Origin of the sequence: Paraburkholderia terricola (assembly GCF_900142195.1) — a bacterium.
Lineage (GTDB): Bacteria > Pseudomonadota > Gammaproteobacteria > Burkholderiales > Burkholderiaceae > Paraburkholderia > Paraburkholderia terricola.
In genome coordinates this window covers 16,308-40,561 of sequence record NZ_FRAB01000022.1, presented here as the reverse complement: position 1 = coordinate 40,561, position 24,254 = coordinate 16,308, and the positions used below count along the sequence as shown (strand labels likewise).

23 protein-coding genes are annotated in these 24,254 nt (G+C 63.4%); 8 read left to right on the top strand and 15 right to left on the bottom strand.

Translation table 11 applies throughout. The features are described from left to right. Positions 1-73: 73 nt before the first annotated feature. Both BUE39_RS19360 and BUE39_RS34900 read right to left on the bottom strand, forming a co-directional pair. Positions 74-1,117: a rod shape-determining protein gene (locus tag BUE39_RS19360; protein ID WP_004189550.1), complete on the bottom strand. Its 1,044-nt coding sequence runs from the start codon at positions 1,115-1,117 to the stop codon at positions 74-76. 231 nt (positions 1,118-1,348) lie between these two features. Next, on the bottom strand, positions 1,349-1,498 hold the full coding sequence (locus BUE39_RS34900) for a hypothetical protein (RefSeq protein ID WP_159442580.1): 150 nt from the start codon (positions 1,496-1,498) through the stop codon (positions 1,349-1,351). On the opposite strand from BUE39_RS34900, the gene gatC reads away from it, so the two are divergent. The 5 genes from gatC to BUE39_RS19335 all read left to right on the top strand — a co-directional run bounded on the left by gatC (position 1,497) and on the right by BUE39_RS19335 (position 6,726). Continuing rightward, on the top strand, positions 1,497-1,796 hold the full coding sequence (gene gatC / locus BUE39_RS19355) for an Asp-tRNA(Asn)/Glu-tRNA(Gln) amidotransferase subunit GatC (RefSeq protein ID WP_073430341.1): 300 nt from the start codon (positions 1,497-1,499) through the stop codon (positions 1,794-1,796). The two genes, BUE39_RS34900 and gatC, sit on opposite strands and share 2 nt — an antisense overlap. 149 nt (positions 1,797-1,945) lie before the next feature. Continuing rightward, positions 1,946-3,433 (top strand): Asp-tRNA(Asn)/Glu-tRNA(Gln) amidotransferase subunit GatA, encoded by a 1,488-nt coding sequence (gene gatA / locus BUE39_RS19350; protein ID WP_073430340.1) that lies wholly within the window; start codon positions 1,946-1,948, stop codon positions 3,431-3,433. Between the two features lie 5 nt (positions 3,434-3,438). Then, complete coding sequence (gatB, locus tag BUE39_RS19345; protein ID WP_073430339.1) at positions 3,439-4,914, top strand: Asp-tRNA(Asn)/Glu-tRNA(Gln) amidotransferase subunit GatB; 1,476 nt, start codon at positions 3,439-3,441, stop codon at positions 4,912-4,914. Between the two features lie 143 nt (positions 4,915-5,057). After that, positions 5,058-5,897, top strand: a complete 840-nt coding sequence (locus tag BUE39_RS19340; protein ID WP_073430338.1) for a PPK2 family polyphosphate kinase — start codon at positions 5,058-5,060, stop codon at positions 5,895-5,897. 49 nt (positions 5,898-5,946) lie between these two features. Next, positions 5,947-6,726 carry an exodeoxyribonuclease III gene (locus tag BUE39_RS19335; protein ID WP_073430337.1) on the top strand — a complete coding sequence of 260 codons (780 nt, stop codon included), beginning with the start codon at positions 5,947-5,949 and terminating at the stop codon, positions 6,724-6,726. 39 nt (positions 6,727-6,765) lie between these two features. On the opposite strand, the gene BUE39_RS19330 is transcribed toward BUE39_RS19335, so the two are convergent. The 7 genes from BUE39_RS19330 to argB all read right to left on the bottom strand — a co-directional run bounded on the left by BUE39_RS19330 (position 6,766) and on the right by argB (position 14,036). Further along, the gene (locus BUE39_RS19330; protein ID WP_073430390.1) at positions 6,766-7,959 is read right to left on the bottom strand and encodes a M48 family metallopeptidase; all 1,194 of its coding nucleotides are present in this window, start codon (positions 7,957-7,959) and stop codon (positions 6,766-6,768) included. 68 nt (positions 7,960-8,027) lie between these two features. Next, positions 8,028-9,422 (bottom strand): AmpG family muropeptide MFS transporter, encoded by a 1,395-nt coding sequence (locus BUE39_RS19325; RefSeq protein WP_073430336.1) that lies wholly within the window; start codon positions 9,420-9,422, stop codon positions 8,028-8,030. A 14-nt stretch (positions 9,423-9,436) separates the two neighbouring features. Beyond that, on the bottom strand, positions 9,437-10,045 hold the full coding sequence (gene metW / locus BUE39_RS19320) for a methionine biosynthesis protein MetW (protein WP_073430335.1): 609 nt from the start codon (positions 10,043-10,045) through the stop codon (positions 9,437-9,439). After that, a complete protein-coding gene (gene metX / locus BUE39_RS19315; protein ID WP_073430334.1) occupies positions 10,042-11,187 on the bottom strand; it encodes a homoserine O-succinyltransferase MetX in 1,146 nt (381 codons plus the stop codon). The genes metW and metX overlap by 4 nt, the downstream gene beginning before the upstream one ends. Positions 11,188-11,485: 298 nt before the next feature. Further along, entirely contained in the window at positions 11,486-12,163 is a 678-nt protein-coding gene (gene slmA, locus BUE39_RS19310; protein ID WP_073430333.1) for a nucleoid occlusion factor SlmA, read from the bottom strand. Beyond that, positions 12,130-12,930 carry a pyrimidine 5'-nucleotidase gene (locus BUE39_RS19305; protein WP_073430332.1) on the bottom strand — a complete coding sequence of 267 codons (801 nt, stop codon included), beginning with the start codon at positions 12,928-12,930 and terminating at the stop codon, positions 12,130-12,132. Before BUE39_RS19305 ends, slmA begins: the two co-directional genes overlap by 34 nt. Positions 12,931-13,136: 206 nt before the next feature. Further along, positions 13,137-14,036: an acetylglutamate kinase gene (gene argB, locus BUE39_RS19300; protein WP_073430331.1), complete on the bottom strand. Its 900-nt coding sequence runs from the start codon at positions 14,034-14,036 to the stop codon at positions 13,137-13,139. A gap of 265 nt (positions 14,037-14,301) precedes the next feature. Between argB and BUE39_RS19295 the strand changes: the two genes are divergently transcribed. Beyond that, positions 14,302-14,526, top strand: coding sequence for a cysteine-rich CWC family protein (locus tag BUE39_RS19295; RefSeq protein ID WP_073430330.1), 225 nt, complete (start codon positions 14,302-14,304; stop codon positions 14,524-14,526). Positions 14,527-14,566: 40 nt separating this feature from the next. Here BUE39_RS19295 and BUE39_RS19290 read toward each other — a convergent pair whose 3' ends face one another. Next, positions 14,567-16,204, bottom strand: coding sequence for a tetratricopeptide repeat protein (locus BUE39_RS19290; protein ID WP_073430329.1), 1,638 nt, complete (start codon positions 16,202-16,204; stop codon positions 14,567-14,569). Between the two features lie 131 nt (positions 16,205-16,335). On the opposite strand from BUE39_RS19290, the gene BUE39_RS19285 reads away from it, so the two are divergent. Then, positions 16,336-17,646 carry an ATP-binding protein gene (locus tag BUE39_RS19285; protein WP_073430328.1) on the top strand — a complete coding sequence of 437 codons (1,311 nt, stop codon included), beginning with the start codon at positions 16,336-16,338 and terminating at the stop codon, positions 17,644-17,646. Beyond that, the gene (locus BUE39_RS19280; protein ID WP_073430327.1) at positions 17,643-18,185 is read left to right on the top strand and encodes a response regulator transcription factor; all 543 of its coding nucleotides are present in this window, start codon (positions 17,643-17,645) and stop codon (positions 18,183-18,185) included. The genes BUE39_RS19285 and BUE39_RS19280 overlap by 4 nt, the downstream gene beginning before the upstream one ends. A 136-nt stretch (positions 18,186-18,321) precedes the next feature. Here BUE39_RS19280 and hslU read toward each other — a convergent pair whose 3' ends face one another. From hslU to BUE39_RS19255, 5 genes are all read right to left on the bottom strand, one after another. Continuing rightward, positions 18,322-19,668 carry an ATP-dependent protease ATPase subunit HslU gene (gene hslU / locus BUE39_RS19275; RefSeq protein WP_073430326.1) on the bottom strand — a complete coding sequence of 449 codons (1,347 nt, stop codon included), beginning with the start codon at positions 19,666-19,668 and terminating at the stop codon, positions 18,322-18,324. 10 nt (positions 19,669-19,678) lie between these two features. Next, entirely contained in the window at positions 19,679-20,215 is a 537-nt protein-coding gene (gene hslV, locus BUE39_RS19270; protein ID WP_073430325.1) for an ATP-dependent protease subunit HslV, read from the bottom strand. Between the two features lie 392 nt (positions 20,216-20,607). Continuing rightward, a complete protein-coding gene (gene dksA / locus BUE39_RS19265; RefSeq protein ID WP_006050516.1) occupies positions 20,608-21,027 on the bottom strand; it encodes an RNA polymerase-binding protein DksA in 420 nt (139 codons plus the stop codon). 662 nt (positions 21,028-21,689) lie between these two features. Then, complete coding sequence (locus BUE39_RS19260; RefSeq protein ID WP_073430389.1) at positions 21,690-22,790, bottom strand: CobW family GTP-binding protein; 1,101 nt, start codon at positions 22,788-22,790, stop codon at positions 21,690-21,692. Positions 22,791-22,989: 199 nt separating this feature from the next. Next, positions 22,990-24,192, bottom strand: a complete 1,203-nt coding sequence (locus BUE39_RS19255) for a class I SAM-dependent rRNA methyltransferase (RefSeq protein WP_073430324.1) — start codon at positions 24,190-24,192, stop codon at positions 22,990-22,992. Positions 24,193-24,254: the final 62 nt, after the last annotated feature.

Here is a 24,254-nt window from a genome sequence, read left to right as displayed (position 1 = left end):
TCCAGCCAACGGCAAACCGGCCCGCAAGGGGCCGTTTGCCTGATCCGCGCTACTGACATGGAGACGGGCTCGCTTACTCGTACGAGAAGATGCTGCCCAGCTTGTCCATGCGTTCGAGCGCCATGCCCGAGCCGCGCACGACGCACGTGAGCGGGTCTTCGGCGACGAGCACCGGCAGGCCGGTTTCTTCCGCGAGCAGGCGGTCCAGATCGCGCAGCAGTGCGCCACCGCCCGTGAGCATCATGCCGCGCTCGGCGATGTCGGCGCCGAGTTCCGGCGGCGTTTGTTCGAGCGCGATCTTCACCGACGACACGATCTGGTTCAGCGGATCGGTGAGGGCTTCGAGAATTTCGTTGCTGGAAATCGTGAAGCTGCGCGGAATGCCTTCCGACAGGTTGCGGCCCTTCACTTCCATTTCCTTGACTTCCGAACCCGGGAACGCGGAGCCGATTTCTTTCTTGATGGCCTCGGCGGTTTGTTCGCCGATCAGCATGCCGTAGTTGCGGCGGATGTAGTTGACGATGGCTTCGTCGAACTTGTCGCCGCCCACGCGCACCGAACCTTTATATACGATGCCGCCGAGCGAGATCACGCCGACTTCCGTCGTGCCGCCGCCGATGTCGACGACCATCGAGCCGGTAGCTTCCGACACCGGCAAGCCAGCGCCGATCGCGGCGGCCATGGGTTCTTCGATGAGATAGACCTGCGAAGCGCCGGCACCGTGCGCGGCTTCCTTGATGGCACGACGCTCGACCTGAGTCGAACCGCACGGCACGCAAATGATGATGCGCGGCGACGGCGAGAACATGCGCGATTCATGGGCAGTTTTGATGAACTGCTTGATCATCTGTTCGGTAACGGTGAAGTCGGCGATCACGCCGTCTTTCATTGGGCGGATTGCCTCGATGTTGCCCGGCACCTTGCCGAGCATCTGCTTGGCTTCCTTACCGACTGCCTGAATGGTTTTCTTGCCGTTGGGACCGCCTTCCTGGCGGATCGAGACCACCGACGGTTCGTCGAGAACGATACCTTTGCCACGCATGTAGATGAGCGTATTGGCAGTGCCAAGGTCAATGGCCAGATCGTTGGAGAAATAGCTGCGCAAAAAACCGAACATTCAAAATCCTGTCTCGCTTGGCGCCGGGCCTCGCAACATATGCGCAGGGCGGCAGCGGAAAAAATAACAGCCTCAACCGGGCGAAATGGGCGCCGCTGATCTTGAAGCTGCGGGGGAGTCTACCGGAGGCCGGTGCAAAGCCACGTTAGAAAAATCCGAACCATCTTTGAGAACTGATCGGAAAGGCCGTGTTAAGTCGGTCCGGGTTTGGGTCGAACGCGTAATGATACCTTATAATTTTGGATGTTTTGAAGGAAACGGCTGGCACTTTTTGCCACCGCTGGCCCCTTTTTCGAGGTCTTCCTCCAGCGTCGTAACCCGCTGTCGCGGCATTATTTTTTCGTTGCCGCGGCGGTCCACCACATTTTCCGGTGACTGCATGGCTCTGACCCTGACCGATGTAAAACGCATCGCGCATCTCGCGCGGCTCGACCTCGCCGAAGCCGACGCTGAGCACACGCTCGTCCAGCTCAATGACTTCTTTGGCCTCGTCGAGCAGATGCAGGCGGTCGATACCACTGGCATCGCCCCGCTTGCTCATCCGATCGAGCAGATCGAAGACGTCGCGCTGCGCCTGCGCGACGACGCGGTAACCGAAACAGTCGAACGCGAAGCTTTCCAACGCCCGGCGCCGGCCGTGCAAGACGGCCTGTACCTCGTGCCGAAGGTGATCGAGTAAGAATCGCGCATCAAGCCCGGCACGGCGTGCGAACGGAATACCGCTCGAATCCGCGCCATCCGGCTTCCTCGGCTCGGCTTGCCGGCGGGCAGCCGAACGCCCAAACGGCAGCGTCGCCCGCGCTGCCGCGCTCTTCAGGATAAAACGCAATGCATGAAAAAAGCTTGACCGAACTGCGCGCCGCACTGGCGGCCAAGGAATGCTCCGCAGTCGAACTGGCCCAGTTGTATCTGAAGCGGATCGACGCCGCCAATAGCCTCAACGCATTCATCCAGGTCGATGCCGATCTGACGCTCGCGCAGGCAAAAGCCGCGGACGCGCTGCTGCACACCGGCCACGCGGGTCCGCTGGCCGGCCTGCCGATCGCGCATAAGGATGTGTTCGTCACCAAGGGCTGGCGCTCCACCGCCGGCTCGAAGATGCTGTCGAACTATCAGAGTCCGTTCGACGCAACCGTGGTCGCGCGTCTGCAGAACGCCGGCATGGTGTGCGTGGGCAAGACCAATATGGACGAGTTCGCGATGGGCTCGTCCAACGAGAATTCGTACTTCGGCCCCGTGCAGAATCCGTGGGATCGTCAGGCTGTGCCCGGCGGTTCGTCGGGCGGCTCGGCGGCTGCGGTCGCCGCGCGTCTCGCGCCGGCCGCCACCGGCACGGATACGGGCGGCTCGATCCGTCAGCCGGCATCGTTCTCGGGCATCACCGGCATCAAGCCGACCTACGGCCGCGTGTCGCGTTACGGGATGATCGCGTTCGCCTCGTCGTTGGATCAGGGCGGCCCGATGGCGCGGAACGCCGCGGACTGCGCGACGCTCCTCAACGCAATGGCCGGTTTCGACGAACGCGACTCCACGAGCCTCGTTCGCGACGACGAAGACTACACGCGCTACATCGGCAAGCCGTGGCAGGAAGACGGCGCCAGCAAGCCGCTCGCCGGCTTGCGCATCGGCCTGCCGAAAGAGTATTTCGGCGCGGGTCTCGCCGACGACGTGCGTGCCGCCATCGACGCCGCGTTGAAGCAATACGAAGCACTCGGCGCAACGCTGGTCGAAGTCTCGTTGCCGAAAACCGAACTGTCGATCCCCGTCTACTACGTGATCGCGCCGGCGGAAGCTTCGTCGAACCTGTCGCGTTTCGACGGCGTGCGCTTCGGCCATCGCGCCGCGGAGTATCGCGATCTGCTCGACATGTACAAGAAGTCGCGCGCCGAAGGTTTCGGACCTGAGGTGAAGCGCCGTATTCTCGTCGGCGCCTACGTGCTGTCGCACGGCTATTACGACGCGTACTACCTGCAGGCGCAAAAAATCCGCCGCATCATCGCCCAGGATTTCCAGGAGGCGTTCAGGCAGTGCGACGTGATCATGGGACCGGTCGCGCCGTCGGTGGCGTGGGACCTCGGCGCGAAAGGCGACGACCCCGTGCAGATGTATCTGGCCGACATCTACACGCTGTCGGTGAGCCTCGCCGGTTTGCCGGGCATGAGCGTGCCGTGCGGCTTCGGCGCGGGCGCGAATGCGCAGCGTCCGGTGGGCCTGCAGATCATCGGCAACTATTTCAATGAAGCCCGGATGTTGCAGGTGGCCGACGCGTTCCAGCGCGCGACCGACTGGCACCGCAAAGCACCGGCAGGAGTGTGAGCACCATGACCAAGCAATGGGAAGTCGTGATCGGTCTGGAGACCCACGCGCAACTGTCGACCCAATCGAAGATTTTCTCGGGCGCTTCGACGCAGTTCGGCGCCGCGCCCAACACGCAGGCGTGCCCTGTCGATCTCGCATTGCCGGGCACCTTGCCGGTGATGAACCGCGGCGCCGTCGAGCGCGCGATCCAGTTCGGTCTCGCGATCGGTTCGACGATCGCCCCGCGCAGCATCTTCGCGCGCAAGAATTACTTTTATCCCGATCTGCCGAAGGGCTATCAGATCAGCCAGTATGAAATCCCCGTCGTGCAGGGCGGGCAGGTGAAGATCCAGGTGCCGGCCAACGAAAAGGCGGGCAAGGAAGCGTACGAGAAAATCGTCAATCTCACGCGCGCTCACCTTGAAGAAGACGCCGGCAAGTCGCTGCACGAAGACTTCGCGGGCATGACCGGCATCGACCTGAATCGCGCGGGCACGCCGCTGCTGGAAATCGTCACCGAGCCGGAAATGCGCAGCGCGGCGGAAGCGGTCGCCTACGCGAAAACGCTGCACACGCTCGTCACGTGGCTCGGAATTTGCGACGGCAACATGCAGGAAGGCTCGTTCCGTTGCGACGCGAACGTGTCGGTGCGCCCGGTCGGTCAGGCGGAATTCGGCACGCGCGCCGAAATCAAGAACCTGAACTCGTTCCGCTTTCTGGAAGAAGCGATCCAGTACGAAGTGCGCCGTCAGATCGAATTGATCGAGGAAGGCGGCACGGTGGTGCAGGAAACGCGGCTGTACGATCCGGACAAGCGCGAAACGCGTTCCATGCGCAGCAAGGAAGACGCGCACGATTACCGCTATTTCCCCGATCCCGATCTGATGCCGCTCGTGATCGATCCGGCGTGGGTCGAGCGTGTGAAGCGCGAGATGCCGGAATTGCCGGCAGCGATTCAACAGCGCTTCGTGACGCAATACGGCCTCACGCCGTACGACGCGAACATGCTCACGTCGAGTAAGGCGATGGCCGCGTACTACGAAGCGGTGGTCGCCAAGGTCGGCCCGGCGAACGCCAAGGTCGCGGCCAACTGGCTCATGGGCGAGGTGTCGTCGCAACTGAATCGCGAAGGCCTGGATATCGCCGAAAGCCCGGTTTCGTCCGCGCAGCTTGCGCTGTTGTTGCAACGTATCGCCGACGGCACGATCTCGAACAAGATCGCCAAGGAAATTTTCCTCGCGATCTGGGAGGAAAAGGCCACGGACGAAGCCGCCGCGGATCGCATCATCGAGGCCAAGGGTTTGAAGCAGATTTCGGACACCGGCGCGCTGGAAGCGATCATCGACGAAGTGCTCGCCGCGAACCAGAAGTCGGTCGAGGAATTCCGCGCCGGCAAGGACAAGGCGTTCAACGCGCTGATCGGCCAGGCGATGAAGGCGACCAAGGGCAAGGCCAATCCGGCGCAGGTGAATGAGCTGCTGAAGAAGAAGCTGTCCTGAGCCGGCGCGCAGTTCAGACGCAGTTGGGGAAACCCGGTTGAAGCGCGAGCTTCAGACATCGCGGGCCGTTGCCGGAAACGAAAGTGGGGCAACGGCCCGTTTCATTTACGGGCCCGTTTGAACGCAGATCACGGAGAGTGTGAATGGCGAAGCAACCCGAACTCGACGACTTCCGCGTGCCGTATTTCGAGGCCGGCAAGAAGAACGGCAAGTTCTCGCTCGGCAACGTCGACCCCGCCGCAAGGCCGTTTTCGAGCGGTTCGAAAGACGCCGACCGGGCGCGCTTGTCCGAGATCGGCGCGAAGCTCGACATACAGCAGGAGTGTCTCCACGCGCAGCAGAAGCGTCGCGTGCTGCTGGTGCTGCAAGGCATGGACACGAGCGGCAAGGACGGCACCATCCGCGCGGTGTTTCATGAAGTCGATCCGCTCGGCTTGCGCATCGTGCCGTTCAAGGCGCCCACCGCCACCGAACTCGCGCATGATTTTCTGTGGCGCGTGCATTCGCAGGCGCCCGCCGCCGGCGAGCTGACCGTCTTCAATCGCAGTCACTACGAAGACCTGCTCGTGCCCACCGTGCTCGGCACGTTGGATGCCCAAGGCTTCGAGCAACGCTGCCGCCACATTCGCCAGTTCGAGGAGATGCTGGCCGATAGCGGCACGACCATCCTCAAGTGCATGCTGCACATTTCGAAAGACGAGCAGCGCGTGCGCTTGCAAGCGCGCATCGACGATCCGAGCAAACACTGGAAGTTCGACGTGTCCGATCTCGATGCCCGCAAGCACTGGGACAAATATCAGGCGGTGTATCGCGACGCGTTGGCGGCGACGTCGACCGAATACGCGCCTTGGTACGTGGTGCCGGCCGATTCGAAAACGCACCGCAACGTCATGATCGCCGAGTTGCTGCTGCGCACCTTCGAATCGTTGAAACTCGAATATCCGCCGCCCAAGGAATCGCTAAGGGGTGTTAGGGTCGCGTGACCCCGTGCCCTCCGCTACCAGAAACGAATCGACATCAAAAAGGAACGACATGTTGCGTGTGATTACCGCCAACCTGAACGGCATCCGCTCAGCGGCCAAGAAGGGCTTTTTCGAGTGGTTCGGCGAGCAGCAGGCCGACGTGCTGTGCGTGCAGGAAATCAAATGCTCGCAGGACGATATGACGCCGGAATTCATGGCGCCGCACGATTTCACCGGCTACTTCCAGCATGCGGTGAAAAAAGGCTATAGCGGCGCGGGCGTGTACACCCGCCATGAGCCGGACGAAGTGGTGATCGGTTTCGGCAGCGAGGAGTTCGACCCGGAAGGGCGCTATGTCGAATTGCGTTTCGGCAAGCTGTCGGTGATCTCGGTGTATGTGCCGTCGGGGTCGAGCGGTGACGAGCGTCAGCAGGCCAAGTACCGTTTCATGGACGAATTCATGCCGCATCTCGCTGAACTCACCAGGGAGCGCGAGGTGATCGTGTGCGGCGACGTGAACATCGTCCACAAGGAAATCGACATCAAGAACTGGAAGAGCAACCAGAAGAACTCAGGCTGCCTGCCGGAAGAGCGCGCATGGCTGACCAGGCTGTTCGACGAAGTGGGTTACGTCGACGTGTTCCGCACGCTCGACCAGCGGCCGGAGCAGTACACGTGGTGGAGCAATCGCGGCCAGGCTTATGCGAAGAACGTTGGGTGGCGGATCGATTATCAGATCGCGACGCCGGGCATCGCGAGCAAGGCGAAGCGCACCGACGTGTTTCGCGACATCAAGTTCAGCGACCATGCGCCGCTGACCGTCGATTACGATCACCAGATCGACAAGTAGCCATTGCCCGCGCCGCACGCGGCGTGCGGCTCGCGAAATTCATTCGCGGGCCAGCTTGCGGCGCGGACGGCCTATGCCGCCGTAGTCGGGCAGCTCGTCGATCGTTTTGTCGATGGCCTTTGCGTAGAGCGGCAACATATCCGGCAAGCGCTTGATGATGTCCTGGCGGCGCGCCTGCGTGTACGGATGCACGTAGATGAAACCTTGCTCGCGGTTGGCGCGCGTCGCCGCCGCCAGTTTGTCCCATAGCCCGATGGCTGCGCGCGGATCGAAGCCGGCGCGCGATGCGATATCGCTGCCGATCACGTCGGCTTCCGTCTCGTCGGTGTTTTCGTACTTCATTTCGAGCAACTGCGAACCGATGCCGAGCGGCGCCACGCCGAGATCGGCGAGACCGAAGAGTTGCGGGATCGCGCCCGACGAACTGATCTGTCCCGCCTGCCGTTCGCCGAGCCGCTCGCGCGCATGCTCGCGCAGCGCGTGCGCGATCTCATGCCCGAGCAGCATGCCGAGTTCGTTGTCGTTCAGACGCACCCGGTCGAGCAGTCCGCTATACACGACGATCTTGCCGCCAGGCAGACAGTACATGCGGATATCGTTCGAGCGCACCACCGCGACGTCCCACTTCCAGCCCTTGGCCCGCTCGTTCCATTTCAGCGAGTAGGGAATCATCTTGTCGAGCATCGAACGCACGCGCGTGACGTGCGCGTCGGCATCGCCGTACAGGCGATTCGCGTGCTCCGCGCCATAGGCGATCTGATCGAACTCTTCGGCGGCTTGCGTTTCGAGCACCGGCGAGGGGATCAGATTGCGGAACACCAGGTAGCCGCCGTAGCGTAGCTGTGTGTTGGGGCCGTACGAGGGCGACGCCGGCACGCTGGCGGCGGTTGCCGACGTGGCGGCGGGCGCCTTGGCGGCTGCGGGCGGTGACGATGTGGCCGCGGGCGTGCGCGGCGTCACCGGCGCCGGGGGCGGTTGCGGCGAAGGCGGCGTGACGGCCGCGGGCGCGCTGCCGGCGCTGGTGGCGCTGTTCGCGCCGGGCGTCGATGTCGAATTCTCGGGGCTCGCCGGGTTCTGCGCCGGTTTTGCCGTTGGCGCTGCGGAGGGTGCCGTTGCGGTTGCCGATGTCGGTGCGCTAACGCCGGCCGCCGGGGCCGTGGCGTAGGCGTTCAACGGCACGACGGCCCATGCGAGGCCCGCGCAGCCGAGCGCCCATACGACATGCAGCGCGATGCGGCCAGGCTGGAACGCCTGCGCCTTGGCGCTATCCCGGCGCCCCGCGCGCGTAGCCGCAAGCGCCGTCACGACTGAGTCCTCCACGGCGCGATGCGCAGCAGAAGCAGCATGCCGGGCAGCGCCAGCACCGTGCAGACGATGAAGTAGTCGAACCAGCCAATCTGCGCGACCACGTAACCGCTTGCCGCCGACGCCAGCGTGCGCGGCACCGAAGCGAGACTCGTGAAAAGCGCGAACTGCGTGGCCGTGTAGCGCGGATCGGTGGTGCTGGCGATATACGCGGTGAAAGCCGCCATCGTCAGGCCGGTGGAAAAAGTCTCGAATCCGTAGACGAGCGCCAGCGCGACCGAGCGCGGCTCGAGCTGCACGGCCCAGTCGATGCCCACCAGCGCCAGCAGCTTCGTCGTGCCCTCGCTCAGCCACACGGCGATGTCGTAAATCACCACGAGACCCGGCGAGGCGGGCCCGAGATGCGCGAGCCACGCGAAACCGAGCGTCGACACCATTTGCAGCACGCCGAAAATCCACAGCCCGCGGCCGATGCCGATCTTCATCAGCCAGATTCCGCCGACGATCCCGCCCGCGAGACTCGCGCCGAACGCGGTAGTCTTCGCGATCACGCCGACCTGCGTGCGCGAAAAGCCGATATCGAGGAAGAACGACGTGGACAGCGTGGTCGCCATCGTGTCGCCGAGCTTGTACAGAAAGATGAAGCCGAGCACGAACAGCGCGCCGCGCCAGCCGTCGCGGTGAATGAATTCGCTGAATGGCTGCACGATCGCCTCGCGCAGATTCTTGGGCGGCGTGCCATGCACTTCGGGCTCGCGCACCACTAGCGTCATCACCATGCCCGGCAGCATGAACGCTGCCGTGACGATGAAAACGGTGGTCCACGGCAAATGGTCGGACAGAATCAGCGCGAGCGATCCAGGGACCAGCGCCGCGATCTTGTAAGCGTTCACATGAACCGCATTGCCGAGCCCCTGCTGGGTATCGCTCAGCAGTTCGCGCCGGTAGGCGTCGATCGAGATATCCTGGCTTGCGCCGAAGAACGCGACGAGCGCCGTCAACGCGGCCACCGTCCAGATCGAATCGCGCGGCGACACGAAGCCGAGCGTCGCGATCGCGCCGGCGACCAGAATCTGTGTGACCAGCATCCAGCCGCGCCGTCTGCCCGGACGCCAGCCCGGAAAACGCGGCACGTAGCGGTCCATCAGCGGCGCCCAGATGAATTTCCAGGTATACGGAAACTGAATCAGCGCAAACAGGCCGATTTCCTTCAGGTTGACGCCTTCAGAGCGTAACCACGCCTGCACCAGATAGACGAGCGTGAACAGCGGCAATCCCGACGTGAAGCCGAGAAAGACGCAAATCAGCATGCGCGTATTCAGGAATGCGCGCCAGCCGGGATGTTCTTCGTGAGCGGTAAGTGCGGGCGCCTCATGCGGCGGGTTCGACATGTGGATAACTTGCGTTAGCTTTTCTTGACGCGATAGACCGCAAGACTACCACGCCAGTTCGCCCCCCATCGCACCGCCTGACCTTCGTGGAGGACGACGCGGTCGAGAATCTCGATGCCGACTTCGGGCGCGAGCGCCTCGAAATCCTTGATGGTCAGCACCCGCACGTTCGGCGTGTTGTGCCACTGATAAGGCAGCGACTTCGACACCGGCATGCGGCCTTGCAGGACCGAAAGCCGGTGCGCCCAGTAGCCGAAATTCGGGAACGAGACGATGCATTCCTTGCCGACGCGCACCGTCTCGCGCAGGATCGCCGCCGTCTGATGAATGGTTTGCAGCGTTTGCGACAGAATCGCGAAGTCGAAACTGCGGTCTTCGAACAGACGCAGGCCGTCTTCCAGATTCTGCTGGATCACGTTCACGCCGTTTTGCGTCGACGCCAGCACGCCCGCGTCGGTGATTTCGATGCCGTAGCCCTGCACGTCCAGCTCTTCGGTGAGCAGCGACAGCAGCGAGCCGTCGCCGCAGCCCAGGTCGAGCACGGTGGCGCGCGTTTCGACCCAGCGGGCGATCGCGCGGAAGTCCGGGCGTAGCGCCAGGTAATCGAGTGCTCGCTGGTTCATGCGTTCACCTCGTTCGCAATGCGTTCGTAATAAGCGCGCATCAGGTTGTGATAGCGCGCGTCGTCGAGCAGGAAGGCGTCGTGGCCGTGCGGCGCGTCGATTTCAGCGTAGGTGACCGTGCGCTTGTGATCGAGCAGCGCCTTCACCAGTTCGCGCGAGCGGGCCGGCGCGAAACGCCAGTCGGTTGCGAAGCTTGCAATCAGGTATTTCGCCGTGGTGTGCGCGAGCGCGGCGGTCAGATCGCCGTCGAAGGCCTTGGCCGGGTCGAAATAGTCGAGCGCGCGGGTAATCAGCAGATACGTGTTCGCGTCGAAGTAGTCGGCGAATTTGTCGCCCTGATAGCGCAGATACGATTCCACCTCGAATTCCACGTCGAAGTTGAAGTTGTACGCATCGAGCGCGCCTTCCGCGCGGCGCAGCGAGCGGCCGAATTTCTCGGCCATGTCGTCGTCCGACAGATAGGTGATATGGCCGATCATGCGCGCGACGCGCAAGCCGCGCTTCGGCTTCACGTTGTGCGCGTAGTAATTGCCGCCGTGAAAGTCGGGATCCGACAGGATCGCCGAGCGCGCCACCTCGTTGAACGCGATGTTCTGCGCCGACAGCTTCGGCGTGGACGCGACCACGATGCAGTGCGCGACACGCTCGGGATACATCATGCTCCACGCGAGCGCCTGCATGCCGCCGAGGCTGCCGCCCATCACCGCGGCAAAGCGCGTGATGCCGAATTCATCGGCGACGCGCGCCTGGGCGTTGACCCAATCTTCGACCGTCACCACGGGGAACGTCGCGCCGTACGGTTTGCCCGTGGCCGGATCGATGCTCATCGGCCCGGTCGAACCGAAGCACGAGCCCAGGTTGTTCACGCCGATCACGAAGAATCTGTTGGTGTCGAGCGGCTTGCCGGGGCCGACCATGTTGTCCCACCAGCCGAGGTCCTTCGGATTGTCGGCATACACGCCGGCCACGTGATGCGAGGCGTTGAGCGCGTGACATACCAGCACCGCATTGCTGCGCGCGGCGTTGAGCGTGCCGTAGGTCTCGACCATCAGGTCGTAACCGTCCAGCGAGCTGCCGTTCTGCAAACGCAGCGGCTCGGTGAAATGCATTTTTTGGGGAGCGACGATACCGATCGATTCCATTCATTCCGCCATTTGACAAAGACAGGGCGGCTAGATGGCGTCGGCGAAGCACGGAGAGGAACGACTGTGTGCGCGGCTGACGACCTCTTTAGCCGCATTTATAGTGAACCGCGGGATCTTCCCGGCAGTTCGCGCGCCCGCAATCGAGTCAGCAAATCGGCGCGTGATGGATGTTCAGGAGCGCGGCCCCGGATGCTTCGTGGTGCCGCAGTCAGGCGCAAAGTATAGCGGAAAATCCCATGCGGCAGCGTCGCGGGCACAGTCCTGGCGCGACATCATCCGAGATGCGCGGCGTGGACTATTGGAGAATTAGCAGGAGCTGCGCGTCGGCATGTTCGGCGGGCATGCGCGCGAAACCGCTGCGCACATAGCGATGCCAGCGGCCGATGATATAGCTCAGCAAAAGGCTCGCGCGGACGGCCGGGTCGTAGCCGGCGGGCAGCGGGACGGCAACGTTTTCGCCCGTGGTTGCTCCCGCTTCCATGTGTGCCACTCGCAGACATTGTTTCAACGACGCCTCGACGCGCTCCAGCATCTGATTCACACGCTCGGTCAGCCGTTCGTGCTCGCCGACCAGCGCCTCGCACGTCAACACACGCGTCATGCCGGGATTCTTCGCGGGGAAGTTGAGCAGCATCAGCGCGATCGCGCGGGCTTGCAGCACGCCGTTGCTTTCCTTGTCGGCGATCTGGTTGATGAGCCCGAAGATGGTTTGCTCGATGAACTCGATCAGCCCTTCGAACATTTGCGCCTTGCTGGCGAAATGGCGGTAGAGCGCCGCTTCCGACACGCCGAGCCGGGCGGCGAGCGCCGCCGTGGTGATCTTTTCGCTCTTCGGCGCCTCCAGCATGGCGGCGAGCGTCTGCAGGATGTGGACGCGGCGCTCGCCCGGCTTCAGGCGCTGCGCGCGCGCGGCGACGGGCGCTGTGCGCTCGTGTTCGGCTAAGGCTTCGTCGGGCTTGTCGATCGGCTGCATGGCTGTCGTCCCTGCTGTCCCTTCAATCGAACCGAGCGGGTGCCCAGTCGAAGCGATTTTAACGAACGAATGGTCCGATCGACATAGTGCGGCCGGCCGGTGCCCGGCAGGCGCGTCGGCACGCCGTCCGCATGCGGCTTGCGCGGCAGATGGCCGGTGATCCACACGGTGCGGATGCCGAGGCGCCGATAGTGCTTTAAATGCGAGCGCGTGTCTTCAACGAGGATCACGTCCTTGAGCGACACATGCGCGTCGCGCATCGCCTTGCGCAACATCGCGTGGTCGGGTTTGGCGCGCCAGTTGCGGCGATCGCGCATGTGCTCGATGGCGATCACCTGTTCGAACAGACGCTCGATGCGCAGTTTGGCGAGCACCGCGCGCGCATAGCTTTCGGGCGCGTTGGTCAGCACGATCTTGCGGCCCGGCAGCGCCGCGACGAGGCGCGCGACACCGCGTTCGTGGCGAATCATCGAACCGAGGTCGGGAAACGTATGCACGACCTTCAGGAAGTCGTTCGGATCGAGCGGATGGTGGCGCGCGAGACCGAGCAGCGTCGCGCCGTAGCGCTGCGTGTAACCGGTGCGCAAGCGATTGGCTTCGTCCATTTCGACTTGCAGCGCGTCGATGATGTACTGCGTCATCGCCTGATTGATCGCCGGAAAGATCGCGTGCGAAGCGCGGTGCAGCGTGTTGTCGAGATCGAACAGCCAGACCGGGCGGCCGCCAGCGATGTGCGGGCGGCGGCGTCGGGAAGTGGGAGTGCGCATGATGAAAGGCGCCGTTCAGGCGCGAGCGGTCGCATTACGCGGCAAACGCGGACGGTTCGCGGCGCGGACGGCGATCGAGGAAGGGTGAGTGTGTCGGCGTGAGACGCTGGCGTGCAGCGGGATAACGGCCAACGCAGCAGTGAAACGACGCGGCACACATGGCGCGTCTTGCGAGCGCGCCGTGCGTGCCGGGTTTGAGGCAGGAATCAATGCGAGCGGATCATCGTGCCGAACGGCTGTTCGGTGAGGATTTCCAGCAGCACCGAGTGCTCGATCCGGCCGTCGATGATGTGCACCGAACGCACGCCGCTCTTGGCCGCGTCCAGCGCCGACGAGATTTTCGGCAGCATGCCGCCGGAGATCGTGCCGTCGGCGAACAGGGCGTCGATTTCGCGCGCTGAAAGATCGGTGAGCAGATTGCCTTCCTTGTCCATCACGCCCGGAATGTTGGTCATGATGACCAGCTTTTCCGCGTTCAGCACCACGGCCAGCTTGCCGGCGACCAGGTCCGCGTTGATGTTGTACGACAGGCCGTCTTCACCGAAGCCGATCGGCGAAATCACCGGAATGAACGCGTCGTCTTGCAGCGCCTTCACGACGGCCGGATTGATTGCCTCGACTTCGCCCACCTGGCCGATGTCGACGTATTGGCCGGGGTTGTCGCGATCCGGCATTTGCATCTTGCGCGCGTGGATCAGGCCGCCGTCCTTGCCGGTGAGGCCGACCGCATGACCGCCGAAATGATTGATGAGCGTGACGATGTCCTGCTGCACCTCGCCGCCGAGCACCCATTCGACGACTTCCATCGTCTCTTCGTCGGTGACGCGCATGCCCTGGATGAACGTGCCCTGTTTGCCGATCTTCTTCAGCGCCTGATCGATTTGCGGACCGCCGCCGTGCACGATGACCGGGTTGATGCCGACCAGCTTCAGCAGGATCACGTCGCGCGCGAAGCCTTGCTTCAGGCGCTCTTCGGTCATGGCGTTGCCGCCGTATTTGATGACCACGGTCTTACCGTGATACTGGCGGATGTAGGGCAGCGCCTCGGCCAGGATTTCAGCCTTCAGGGTGGGCGCAATCTGCGAAAGGTCGGGAAGCTCGGACATGGCGGCAGGCTCGGGCACGGGACGGTTAAAACAGGGCGAATTGTACAGGACTGGCGCGTTGCAACAGGGTTTTCGACAGCGACGGCAACGCCTGAGCGCGCCGGTTTTGTACACCGCGTAGAGGCGGCCCGCAACCTGTAGCCGACGATCGAGCGTACCGCTGTTGAGACGCGCCCCGCAATTGGCCGAATGGGCGACTGACGGAGCTTCGCCAGTCGTGGCATCATTTCCTGACCAAGGCTGAAGCGAGACCACCTGGCACGTCATGAAACCGTCCGCCTCCCGCTCCGAAGGCAGCGCGCGCTGCCCGCGCTGCGGTAACGCTTTTGATTGCGGCATGCATGCCCAGCCGTCCGAGTGCTGGTGCCGCGAGATGCCGGTATTGCCGGCAGACAGACTCGATGCGGCCGGCCGTTGCCTGTGTCCCGAATGTCTTGCCGCGGAAATTGCACGAGCGGCTCGGGAGCGACCGAACGCCGGTTCGTCCTGAAGCAGGCGCAAGCGGCGCGGCTTCGACGAAACGCGGCGCTCTATGCCACGCGATGCTGGGCCGCGAGTGCGCTCAGGTCACGGGCGACGTTTTCCAGCACCGGCTCCCATTGCCCGAACCGTGGCTGCCGGTACAGCGTCGCGCTCGGATACCACGGGCTGTCGCGCCGATCGAGTAACCAGACCCAATGCGGGTTGACGTCGAGCAGCACCCAGGTGCGCTGGCCGAGCGCGCCGCTCAAATGCGCGGCCGACGTGCATACAGTGATCACGAGGTCGAGCGCGCTGACGAATGCGGCGGTATCGTCGAAGGTTCTGAATTCGGCGGTGTAGTCCGTCATGGGCAGGCCGGCTGCTCGCGCCGCCGCAACGTCGGCGTTCGCGCCCGGTTGCAACGAATAGAAGGACACGTTCCGCATGCCGCTGAAATGGGCCGCATAACGTTCCCAACCGACGCGCCGGAACGGATTGCGCTGATGGCCGTGGCTGCCGGTCCACGTGAGTCCAACCTTGAGCCTCGTTTCTCCGGCGAGCCGTTCTTGCCACGACGCGCGGGCTGCCGCGTCCGCGTGCAAATACGGCGTGGCGCGCGGAATCGTGTCTTCGCGCGTGTCGAAAATCAGCGGCAGGCTGAGTAGCGGTATTTCGTAATCGAACGGCGGGAGCGAATCGACACCGCCGCCGGCCGAATAAGCGTCGACATGATGACCGAGGCTGCGCGCGAGCAGCGCGCCCATCTGCGGAAACGAATTCCAGACGAGACGGCCGCCGTCGCGATGAACACGCTCGGCCAGCATCGGCATGTAGCGGCAGAACTGCAAGAGATCGCCCATGCCCTGTTCGCCCCACACCAGCAGCGTTTTGCCGCCGAGCGGTTCGCCTTGCCAGGTGGGCGCCGGCATGACGGGGCGGTTGCCGCTCAGTTCCTGGGCGCCCTCCCAGCGCGCTTCGTGCGAGAGCCAACCGGCCGCGTAATCGCCTCGCACGAGTTGCAGCATCGCGAGATTGGAGCGCATCTTCGCGTCGTCGGGCGCCAGCGCGCAAGCCGCTTCTCCCGCTTGCGCCGCCTCGTCCCAGCGTTGTGCCTCACGCAGCGCCAGCGCATAGTTGTTGTGCGCCAGCGGGCTGCCCGGCGAGCATTGCACGGCTCTCGCGCCGGCTTCGATCGCGAGCGGCACGTTCATGCTCATGCGGTATACGTTCGCGAGATTGGTCCAGCCGTCCGCATCGTCGGGATCGTCGCGGACGGTGCTCTCGAGTAGCGCCAGTTGCTCGCTCAGGTCGCCGCCGGTAAGCATCAATGCGGCGGCGAGATTGCCGCGCAGGCGCGGAAGCTGCGGATCGATTGCGAGCGCCCGGCGATAGGGCGCGATTGCGTCGGCGTGCCGGTTTGTCATCTGCAGTGTGTAGCCGAGGCGGAAGTGCGGAATGGCGCTTTGGGGATCGAGTTGGGCAATAATGGCGGCGAGTTGGATCGCGTCGGCGTGCCGGTTGCGCTCACGGAGCGCGGCGGCGAGCGAATCGAGCGAGGCGTCGTCGAGCGGATGGATTTCTGCCGCGGCGTTGAGCCATCGAGCCTCCTCTTCGGCCGCGCCGTTTTTCCTGGCCGCGGCGGCGCGCAGCAGGAAGGTCAGGAACGCTGAGAGGGCGTGCGTCTCGCTATCAGAGGTGGGCTGCATGAGTGGATTGTGCGGTGGAAGAACCGATGATGACCGATCGGTCCGTGCGAGGCGTTCGCAAAAAATGTCATCTTACCCGCGCGAGGTGGCTGCATAAGTCGTACCGGTCCGAACAGGTGAGCTAAAGAGTCATGCATCGTATAACCAACACCGGCCGGGTCAATCTCGGTCATCTGTTCTGGCTGCGCAGCCTCGCCATCATCGGGCAACTGGTGACGATCGCGGTCGTGCAGATGTTCGTCGGCGTGCACTTGCCGTTGCCCGCGATGCTGCTTGTGATTGCCCTCGAAGTGATCTTCAACGCACTCACATGGTGGCGCGTCTCGCAGCAGCGGCCCGAGTCCAATATGGAGCTGTTCGGCCAGATCTGGGTCGATCTCGGCGCATTATCCGCGCTGCTGTTTCTCTCCGGCGGCACCACCAATCCATTCGTTTCGCTATATCTGCCGTCGCTCGCGATTGCCGCCGCCGTGTTGCCGTGGCATCTGATGGCGTGGCTCGCGGCGTTCGCCGTGGCCTGCTACGCGGTACTCGGTTTCGACTCCGTGCCGCTGAATCTCGACAACCCCGCGAATCTGTTCGACTACTATCGGGCCGGCATGTGGGTGAACTTCATGGTCAGCGTCGGGCTGATCGCGTGGTTCGTCGCGCGTATGTCGCGGGCTCTGCGGCTACGTGACGCAGCGCTAGGAGAAGCGCAGCAGCGCTTGCTTCACGATGAACGCGCGGTCGCGCTCGGCGTGCAGGCCGCCACCGTCGCGCACGAAATCGGCACGCCGCTGTCCACCATTGCGATGCTGTCCGAGGAATTGCGCGACGCGGCGCGCACCGACAAAGGACTCGCGCCGTACAGCGCCGATCTGGAATTGCTCGAACAGCAGATGACACTGTGCACGTCGGCGCTTGCCCGATTGCGTAGCCGCGCATCGACAACCACCAACCGTCAACTGATCGGCGAGTGGCTCGAGTCGTTCGGCGAGCAGTGGCGCTTGCGGCATCCGCATGTGAAATTCGAACGGCTCGGCGTGCCGCCCGCGGACGTCAGCCTTGACGATACGGTTGCCGTGAGTCAGATTCTCACGATTCTGCTCGACAACGCCGCGCGCGCGAGTCGCGATCACGTGACGTTGTCCTGCGCGCTTGCGGTTCGCGGCGACCAGATCGTATTCGAAGTATGCGACGCGGGCCCCGGCATTCCGGCGCCGCTGCGCGGGTCGCTCGGCACCATGCCGGTCGACAGCACGCAAGGCGGGCACGGCGTGGGCCTCTATCTGGCGTTTTCGGCGGCCGCGCGTCTCGGCGGATCGATCGAACTGACCGATGTCAGCCCGATCAAGCCGCGCGGCACGCGCGCAGTCCTGAGACTGCCGCTCGCGGGGCGCAAATTAGCAGGCGCGGGCCGCCAGGGCGCCGCGCCATCCAACACGGAGAAACAGGCATGAGTGACAAGAATTTTCTGGTGATCGACGACGATGAGGTGTTCTCCGGCATCCTCGCCCGCGGTCTCACCCGGCGTGGTTATACGGTGAGCGAGGCGCATAACGCCGAGGAGGCGATCAAGCTGGCGAATCAGCAGAAGTTCAGCCAGATCACGGTGGACCTGCACCTCGGCAACGACTCCGGCCTCACGCTCGTCGCGCCCTTGCGCGACTTGCAGCCCGACGCGCGCATGCTGGTGCTGACCGGCTATGCCAGTATCGCGACGGCGGTGCAGGCGGTGAAAGACGGCGCCGACAACTACCTCGCCAAGCCGGCCAACGTCGAGACGATCCTGTCGGCGCTGCAAAGCGAGGCGAGCGCGCTGCAAGCCGAGGAGGCGATCGAGCATCCGACGCCGTTGTCGGTCGCGCGTCTTGAGTGGGAGCATATTCAGCGCGTGCTCGCCGAGCATGGCGGCAACATTTCGGCTACCGCGCGTGCGTTGAACATGCATCGCCGGACGCTGCAGCGCAAGCTGGCGAAGCGGCCGGTCAAGCAGTAAGCGCGAGCCGATTCCTCCGCTTGCGTCGCGGCGGAAAACAAAACGGGCTGCCTTGGCAAAGGCAGCCCGGTTTTTATCGTGACGCTTGATCTGCTTCAGGCAATGCGCGCAGCTCGTATTGGCATCAGCAGCGGCATCACAGCACGTAACGCGACAGATCTTCGTCTTCGGCCACTTCGTTCAACGCGCGATCCACATAGGCGGCGTCGATCTGCACCGTCTTGCCCGAATGATTGCCGGCCGCGAACGAGACTTCCTCGAGCAGCTTTTCGATCACCGTGTACAGCCGGCGCGCGCCGATGTTCTCGGTCTTCTCGTTCACCGAGTACGCGATTTCGGCGAGACGGCGAATGCCGTCGTCGGCGAATTCGAGGTGCACGTCTTCAGTGGCGAGCAGCGCCTGGTATTGCTTGACGAGGCTCGCATCCGTGGACACCAGGATCGATTCGAAATCCTTCACCGACAGCGAATCGAGTTCGACGCGAATCGGAAAACGGCCCTGCAGTTCGGGAATCAGATCACTCGGCTTGGCTAGGTGGAACGCGCCGCTCGCGATGAACAGGATGTGATCGGTCTTCACCATGCCGTACTTGGTGTTGATCGTCGTGCCCTCGACGAGCGGCAGCAGATCGCGCTGCACGCCCTGACGCGACACCTCGCCGCCGCCGGCTTCATTGCGCGACGCGATCTTGTCGATCTCGTCGAGGAACACGATGCCGTTCTGCTCGACGTTCTGCACCGCCCGGGTTTTCACTTCCTCGTCGTTGAGCATCTTGCCGGCTTCTTCGTCGGTGAGGACCTTGAGCGCTTCCTTCACCTTCAACTTGCGGCGCGTTTTCTTGCCGCCGCCGATGTTCGCGAACATCGAGCGGATCTGCTCGGTCATGTCTTCCATGCCCGGCGGCCCCATGATGTCCATGCCGACTTGCGGCTGTTCGACGTCAAGTTCGATTTCCTTGTCGTCGAGCAGGCCTTCGCGCAGACGCTTGCGGAATGTCTGACGCGTGGTGCCGCCTTCATCGGCGGTGTCCACGGCGCTCGAACTCGCGCCGAAACCGACCGGGCGCGCGCTCGGCAGCAGAATATCGAGGATGCGGTCCTCGGCCTGATCCTCTGCCTTGGTGCGCACCTTGCGCATTTCGGTTTCGCGCGTTTGCTTGACCGAAATTTCCATCAGATCGCGCACGATGCTGTCGACGTCGCGGCCCACGTAGCCAACCTCGGTGAACTTGGTGGCCTCGATCTTGATGAACGGCGCGTCGGCCAGTTTCGCCAGGCGCCGCGCGATTTCGGTCTTGCCGACACCGGTCGGGCCGATCATCAGGATGTTCTTCGGCGTGATTTCCTGGCGCAGCGGTTCTTCCACCTGCTGACGCCGCCAGCGGTTGCGCAGCGCCACGGCCACCGCTTTTTTCGCGCGGCCTTGGCCGATGATGTGTTTGTCGAGTTCCGAGACGATCTCGGCAGGGGTCATGGTGCTCATCGTGGGGTCCTTACTCGATCGTCTCGATAACGCGGTTGTGGTTCGTGTAGATGCACATGTCGCCGGCGATCTCCAGCGACTTCTCCACGATTTCGCGGGGCGACAACGCCGTGTTGTCGCTGAGCGCTTTCGCCGCGGCCTGCGCGTAGGCGCCGCCCGAACCGATCGCGCAGATGCCGCCTTCCGGATCGAGCACGTCGCCGTTACCGGTGATGACGAGAGTGGTGGTCGCGTCCGCCGCGATCAGCATGGCTTCGAGACGGCGCAGCATGCGGTCGGTACGCCAGTCCTTGGCGAGTTCGACGGCGGCGCGCGTGAGATTGCCCTGGTGTTTTTCGAGCTTCGCTTCGAAGCGGTCGAGCAGCGAGAAGGCGTCGGCCGTGCCGCCGGCGAAGCCGACCAGCACCTTGCCGTTGTAGATGCGCCGGACCTTCTTCGCCCCGCCCTTCATGACGATGTTGCCCAGCGTGACCTGGCCGTCGCCGCCGAGCGCGACCTGATCGCCGCGGCGCACGGAGACGATCGTCGTGCCGTGAAATTGCTCCATATGCGTTCCTCTTTGCAAAACGGGTAGGACGCGGCAGCGCAGCCACCGCATGAATCCGGCAAGCGGACGGCGCGCGACGCTGAAACCGGACCGGCCGGTGCGCGCGCTCGTACAACGCATGTTCGATTTATTTTAGGGCGTACGCGGTCATATCAAGAGCCGGCAAATGGCATAAGACAAAAAACCGTGTTTCGGCGGAAGTGCGCGTGCGGAGTAGGCAAACTTCGCGGGCAGGGCGAGCGAGGCGCTAAAGCACCGGCAGCAGGCGTGGAGCGGGATGGTCGGCGCGAACCGACGGGTGTCGCGCAAAAGAAAAAAGGCGCACGGACCACCGTGCGCCTCTCGACGAAGCAGCGTAACAGGGCGCGGAGCCGAAGCCGCGCCGCAGGCGTTCAGTCGCCGAACAGCTTCTGGCGCAGTTCGCGGCGTTCCTGCGCTTCGAGCGACAGGGTGGCCGTGGGGCGGGCGAGCAGACGCGGGATGCCGATCGGCTCACCGGTTTCCTCGCACCAGCCGTAATCGCCGGAATCGATGCGCGCGAGCGATTGCTGCACCTTCTTCAGCAGCTTGCGCTCGCGGTCGCGCGTGCGCAGTTCGAGCGCATGCTCTTCCTCGATCGTTGCACGGTCGGCCGGGTCCGGCACGATTACGGTTTCGCGCAGGTTCTCGGTTGTTTGGCCGGCATTGCGGAGAATTTCCGCCTGCAGCTGTTCGAGCTTGTTCTTGAAGAAAGCGAGCTGATCCTCGTTCATGTAATCCTTGTCGCTCATCTTCAGGATTTCGGCTTCGGTCAAGAGTCGTTTCGTCGTCATCTGGCTTACTTCTTCAATGTGAGGCAAAACTCTTACATAGTGCCCGCACTTTCGTATTGCCCGCAAAGGCGCTTGTGGACGCTGAACGCGGGGCTCGCACCGACGCTGAACTGTCGTGACGCCCAAGCGCCTCCGCGCCCACACACCGGGCGTCGCTACGCCAATGCGGGGCCGAACTCCTCTGGAAACCGGTTCTCAAATGCTCCTGAGGCATTGCTTGCCGCCAGCACGCCTTTCAGGCTGTGCCTGCCGGCATCATCGGCGCGTTTCCGGATAAGGTTTTCCGGCGCCGCTTCAGGCCCGGCACGGTGAACGCGCTGACCGGGCAATTCGTTGTCATTCTCCAGTGGGCACGTATTGTAACTGAACCACAATCCGGCACGGCAACCGGTGAAAATCCCCCTGCGCTGCCGCGATATCCCGAAAATATAACGCGCGCAGCACCAAAAAGCGATGCTCGTGCACGTTTAATACAGCAGGGTTTTCACGCGTTTTTCATACATACGACTTTTCGCCCTCCTTTCGGCGCCGTTCAGCCGGATTCGGCAGAGGATTGGCCCTGATTTTCCCATTGCGCATAGGTGCGATTCGAGTGCCGCGCATGGCGGACGCCGCCGGCTGGCCGGCCTGCGGCGATGTCGCTCATGCGCATGGGCATGCGCTTACGCGAGGCAAGCGTCCAACCCGTCCGTGATCAGGTCTTGCGGCAGTTCGATGCCGATGAACACCATCTTGTTGGTTTTCTTCTCGACCGGTTGCCACTTCGCGGCCAGATCGCTGCCCATCATTTGATGCACGCCCTGGAACACGACCTTGCGGTCGACGCCCTTCATATACAGCACGCCCTTGTAGCGCAGCAGGCGCTCGCCGTAGATTTGCAGAATCCCGCCGAGGAAGTCCTCGAGCTTGTTCGGATCGAACGGACGGTCGTTGCGGTACACGAACGACTTGATTTTGTCGTCGTGATGCGCGTGGTGGTGGTTCGTGTGAGCGTGGCCTTCGTGATCGCAATGGCCGTGGTCGTGATCGTGATCGCAGTTTTCGTGATCGTGGTCCGCGTGCGTATGGCCATGCTCGTCGTGCGCGTGAGCGTGGCTGTGCGCATGGTCGTCTTCGACGAGGAAGTCCGGATCGATCTCGAGCTTCGAATTCAGGTTGAAGCCGCGCAGGTCGAAGATTTCCTTGATGTCGGCATCGCCGAAATTGACGACCTTGATCGCCGCCTTCGGGTTCATGTGCAGCAGGCGGTGGCGCAGATCGGCCACGTGCTGTTCGTCGACCAGGTCGGCCTTGGTGATGAACAGGCGATCGGCGAAACCGACTTGGCGCTGCACCACTTCATGCTCGTCCAGTTGTTGGTTCGCGTGCTTCGCGTCGACCAGCGTGATGATCGCGTCGAGCAGGAATTCGTTGGCGATCTGGTCGTCCATGAAGAAGGTCTGCGCGACCGGGCCCGGATTGGCGAGCCCGGTGGTCTCGATCACGACGCGGTCGAAGTCCAGCTTGCCGGACTGTTTCTGCGCCGCCAGATCGCCGAGCACGCGCGAAAGATCGCCGCGGATCGTGCAGCAGATGCAGCCGTTGCTCATCTGAATGATCTGTTCGCCCGTGTCCTGCACGAGGATTTCGTTGTCGATGTTCTCTTCGCCGAACTCGTTTTCGATCACGGCGATCTTCATGCCGTGCTTTTCGTTCAGGATGCGCTTGAGCAGGGTGGTTTTGCCGCTGCCGAGAAAGCCGGTCAGGATGGTGACTGGAATCATGTTGGTCGCCTGTATGTACGTGAAACGGTCCGTAATGGAAAGCATCGCGGGCGCGGCGGCCTGGCGGCGCGCGGCCCTGTCTAGCCGGTTATTGAAACATATCTGTCAAGCCGGCGCTGGCCGACGGGGTTCGAGCCGGCACGGCGCGCACCCCATGTGCAAGGCATGGCGCGGCAAATAGACCCGAAACTATGGGCGATCAGGCGATTTGCAACAATAGGCCTTTCAGGTATTCGCCTTCCGGGAAAGCGGTGAGCAGCGGATGATCCACCCCGGCGCCGAGGCGCTTGAGAATCCGCGCATCCACGCGCGCGTCGGCCGCCGCGCTCGCGACGATCTTCTGGAACAACTCGGAGTCGATCGCGCCGGAGCACGAGTAGGTGAAGAGCAGCCCGCCCGGGCGCAACAGCTTCAGGCCAGTCAGATTGATGTCCTTGTAGGCGCGCGACGCGCGGTCCACATGTTCACGCGACGGCGCGAATTTCGGCGGATCGAGCACGATCAGGTCGAAGCGCTCGCCCTCGTCGTACAGGCGCCGCAGTGTCTTGAAGGCGTCGGCGTCGAGCCACGCGGCGCGTTCGGCATCGAAGCCGTTGGCCGCCACGTTCTGCTGCGCGAGCGCCAAGGCCTCGCCCGACGAATCGATCGACACCACGCGTTTGGCGCCGCCTTTCAAGGCCGCCAGCGAGAAACCGCCCGTGTAACAGAAGCAATTGAGGACGTCGCGATCCTGAGCGAGTTGCTGGACCAGCAGGCGGTTGTCACGCTGATCGACGTAGAAGCCGGTCTTGTGGCCGTTGCGCACGTCGACGTGATAACGCACGCCGTTTTCGCTGGCGATCAACGTCTCCGACGGCGCTTCGCCCGCGAGCACGCCGGTGATCTGTTCGAGTCCTTCCTTCTGGCGAATCGACACGTCCGAGCGCTCGTACACGTTCGGGCAGCCAGTCGCTTCGACCAGCGCCGCCACGATCGCTTCCTTCCACGCTTCGACGCCCGCCGCCATGAACTGGCAGACCAACTGGCTGCGCTGTCCTTCATCCTCGGCGACGTAGTGATCGACGATCAGGCCGGGCAGTCCGTCCGCCTCGCCGAAAATCAGCCTCACGGCGCCGGTGTCATGCACCATCGTTTGACGATGCGCGAGCGCGCGCTGCACGCGGCGCTTGAAGAACGCGTGATCGATCGGCTCGGTTTCGTCGAAGCTCCACGCGCGAGCGCGGATTTGCGAATGCGGGCTGTACGCGGCGCGCGCGAGAAAGCGGCCGTCGTGCGCGCGCACCAGCACGGTGGCGCCGGGAGCGGGATTGCCGTCGACCCGGTCGATCGCATTGGCGTAGACCCACGGATGGCGGCGCAGCAGCGATTTTTCTTTCGACGGTTTGAGCGTAACGGTATTCATCAGGGTGTCAGCAGGGCAATGGGCCGCAGGGTAGAAGCATGCGGCCGGTGAAGCAAGGCGGA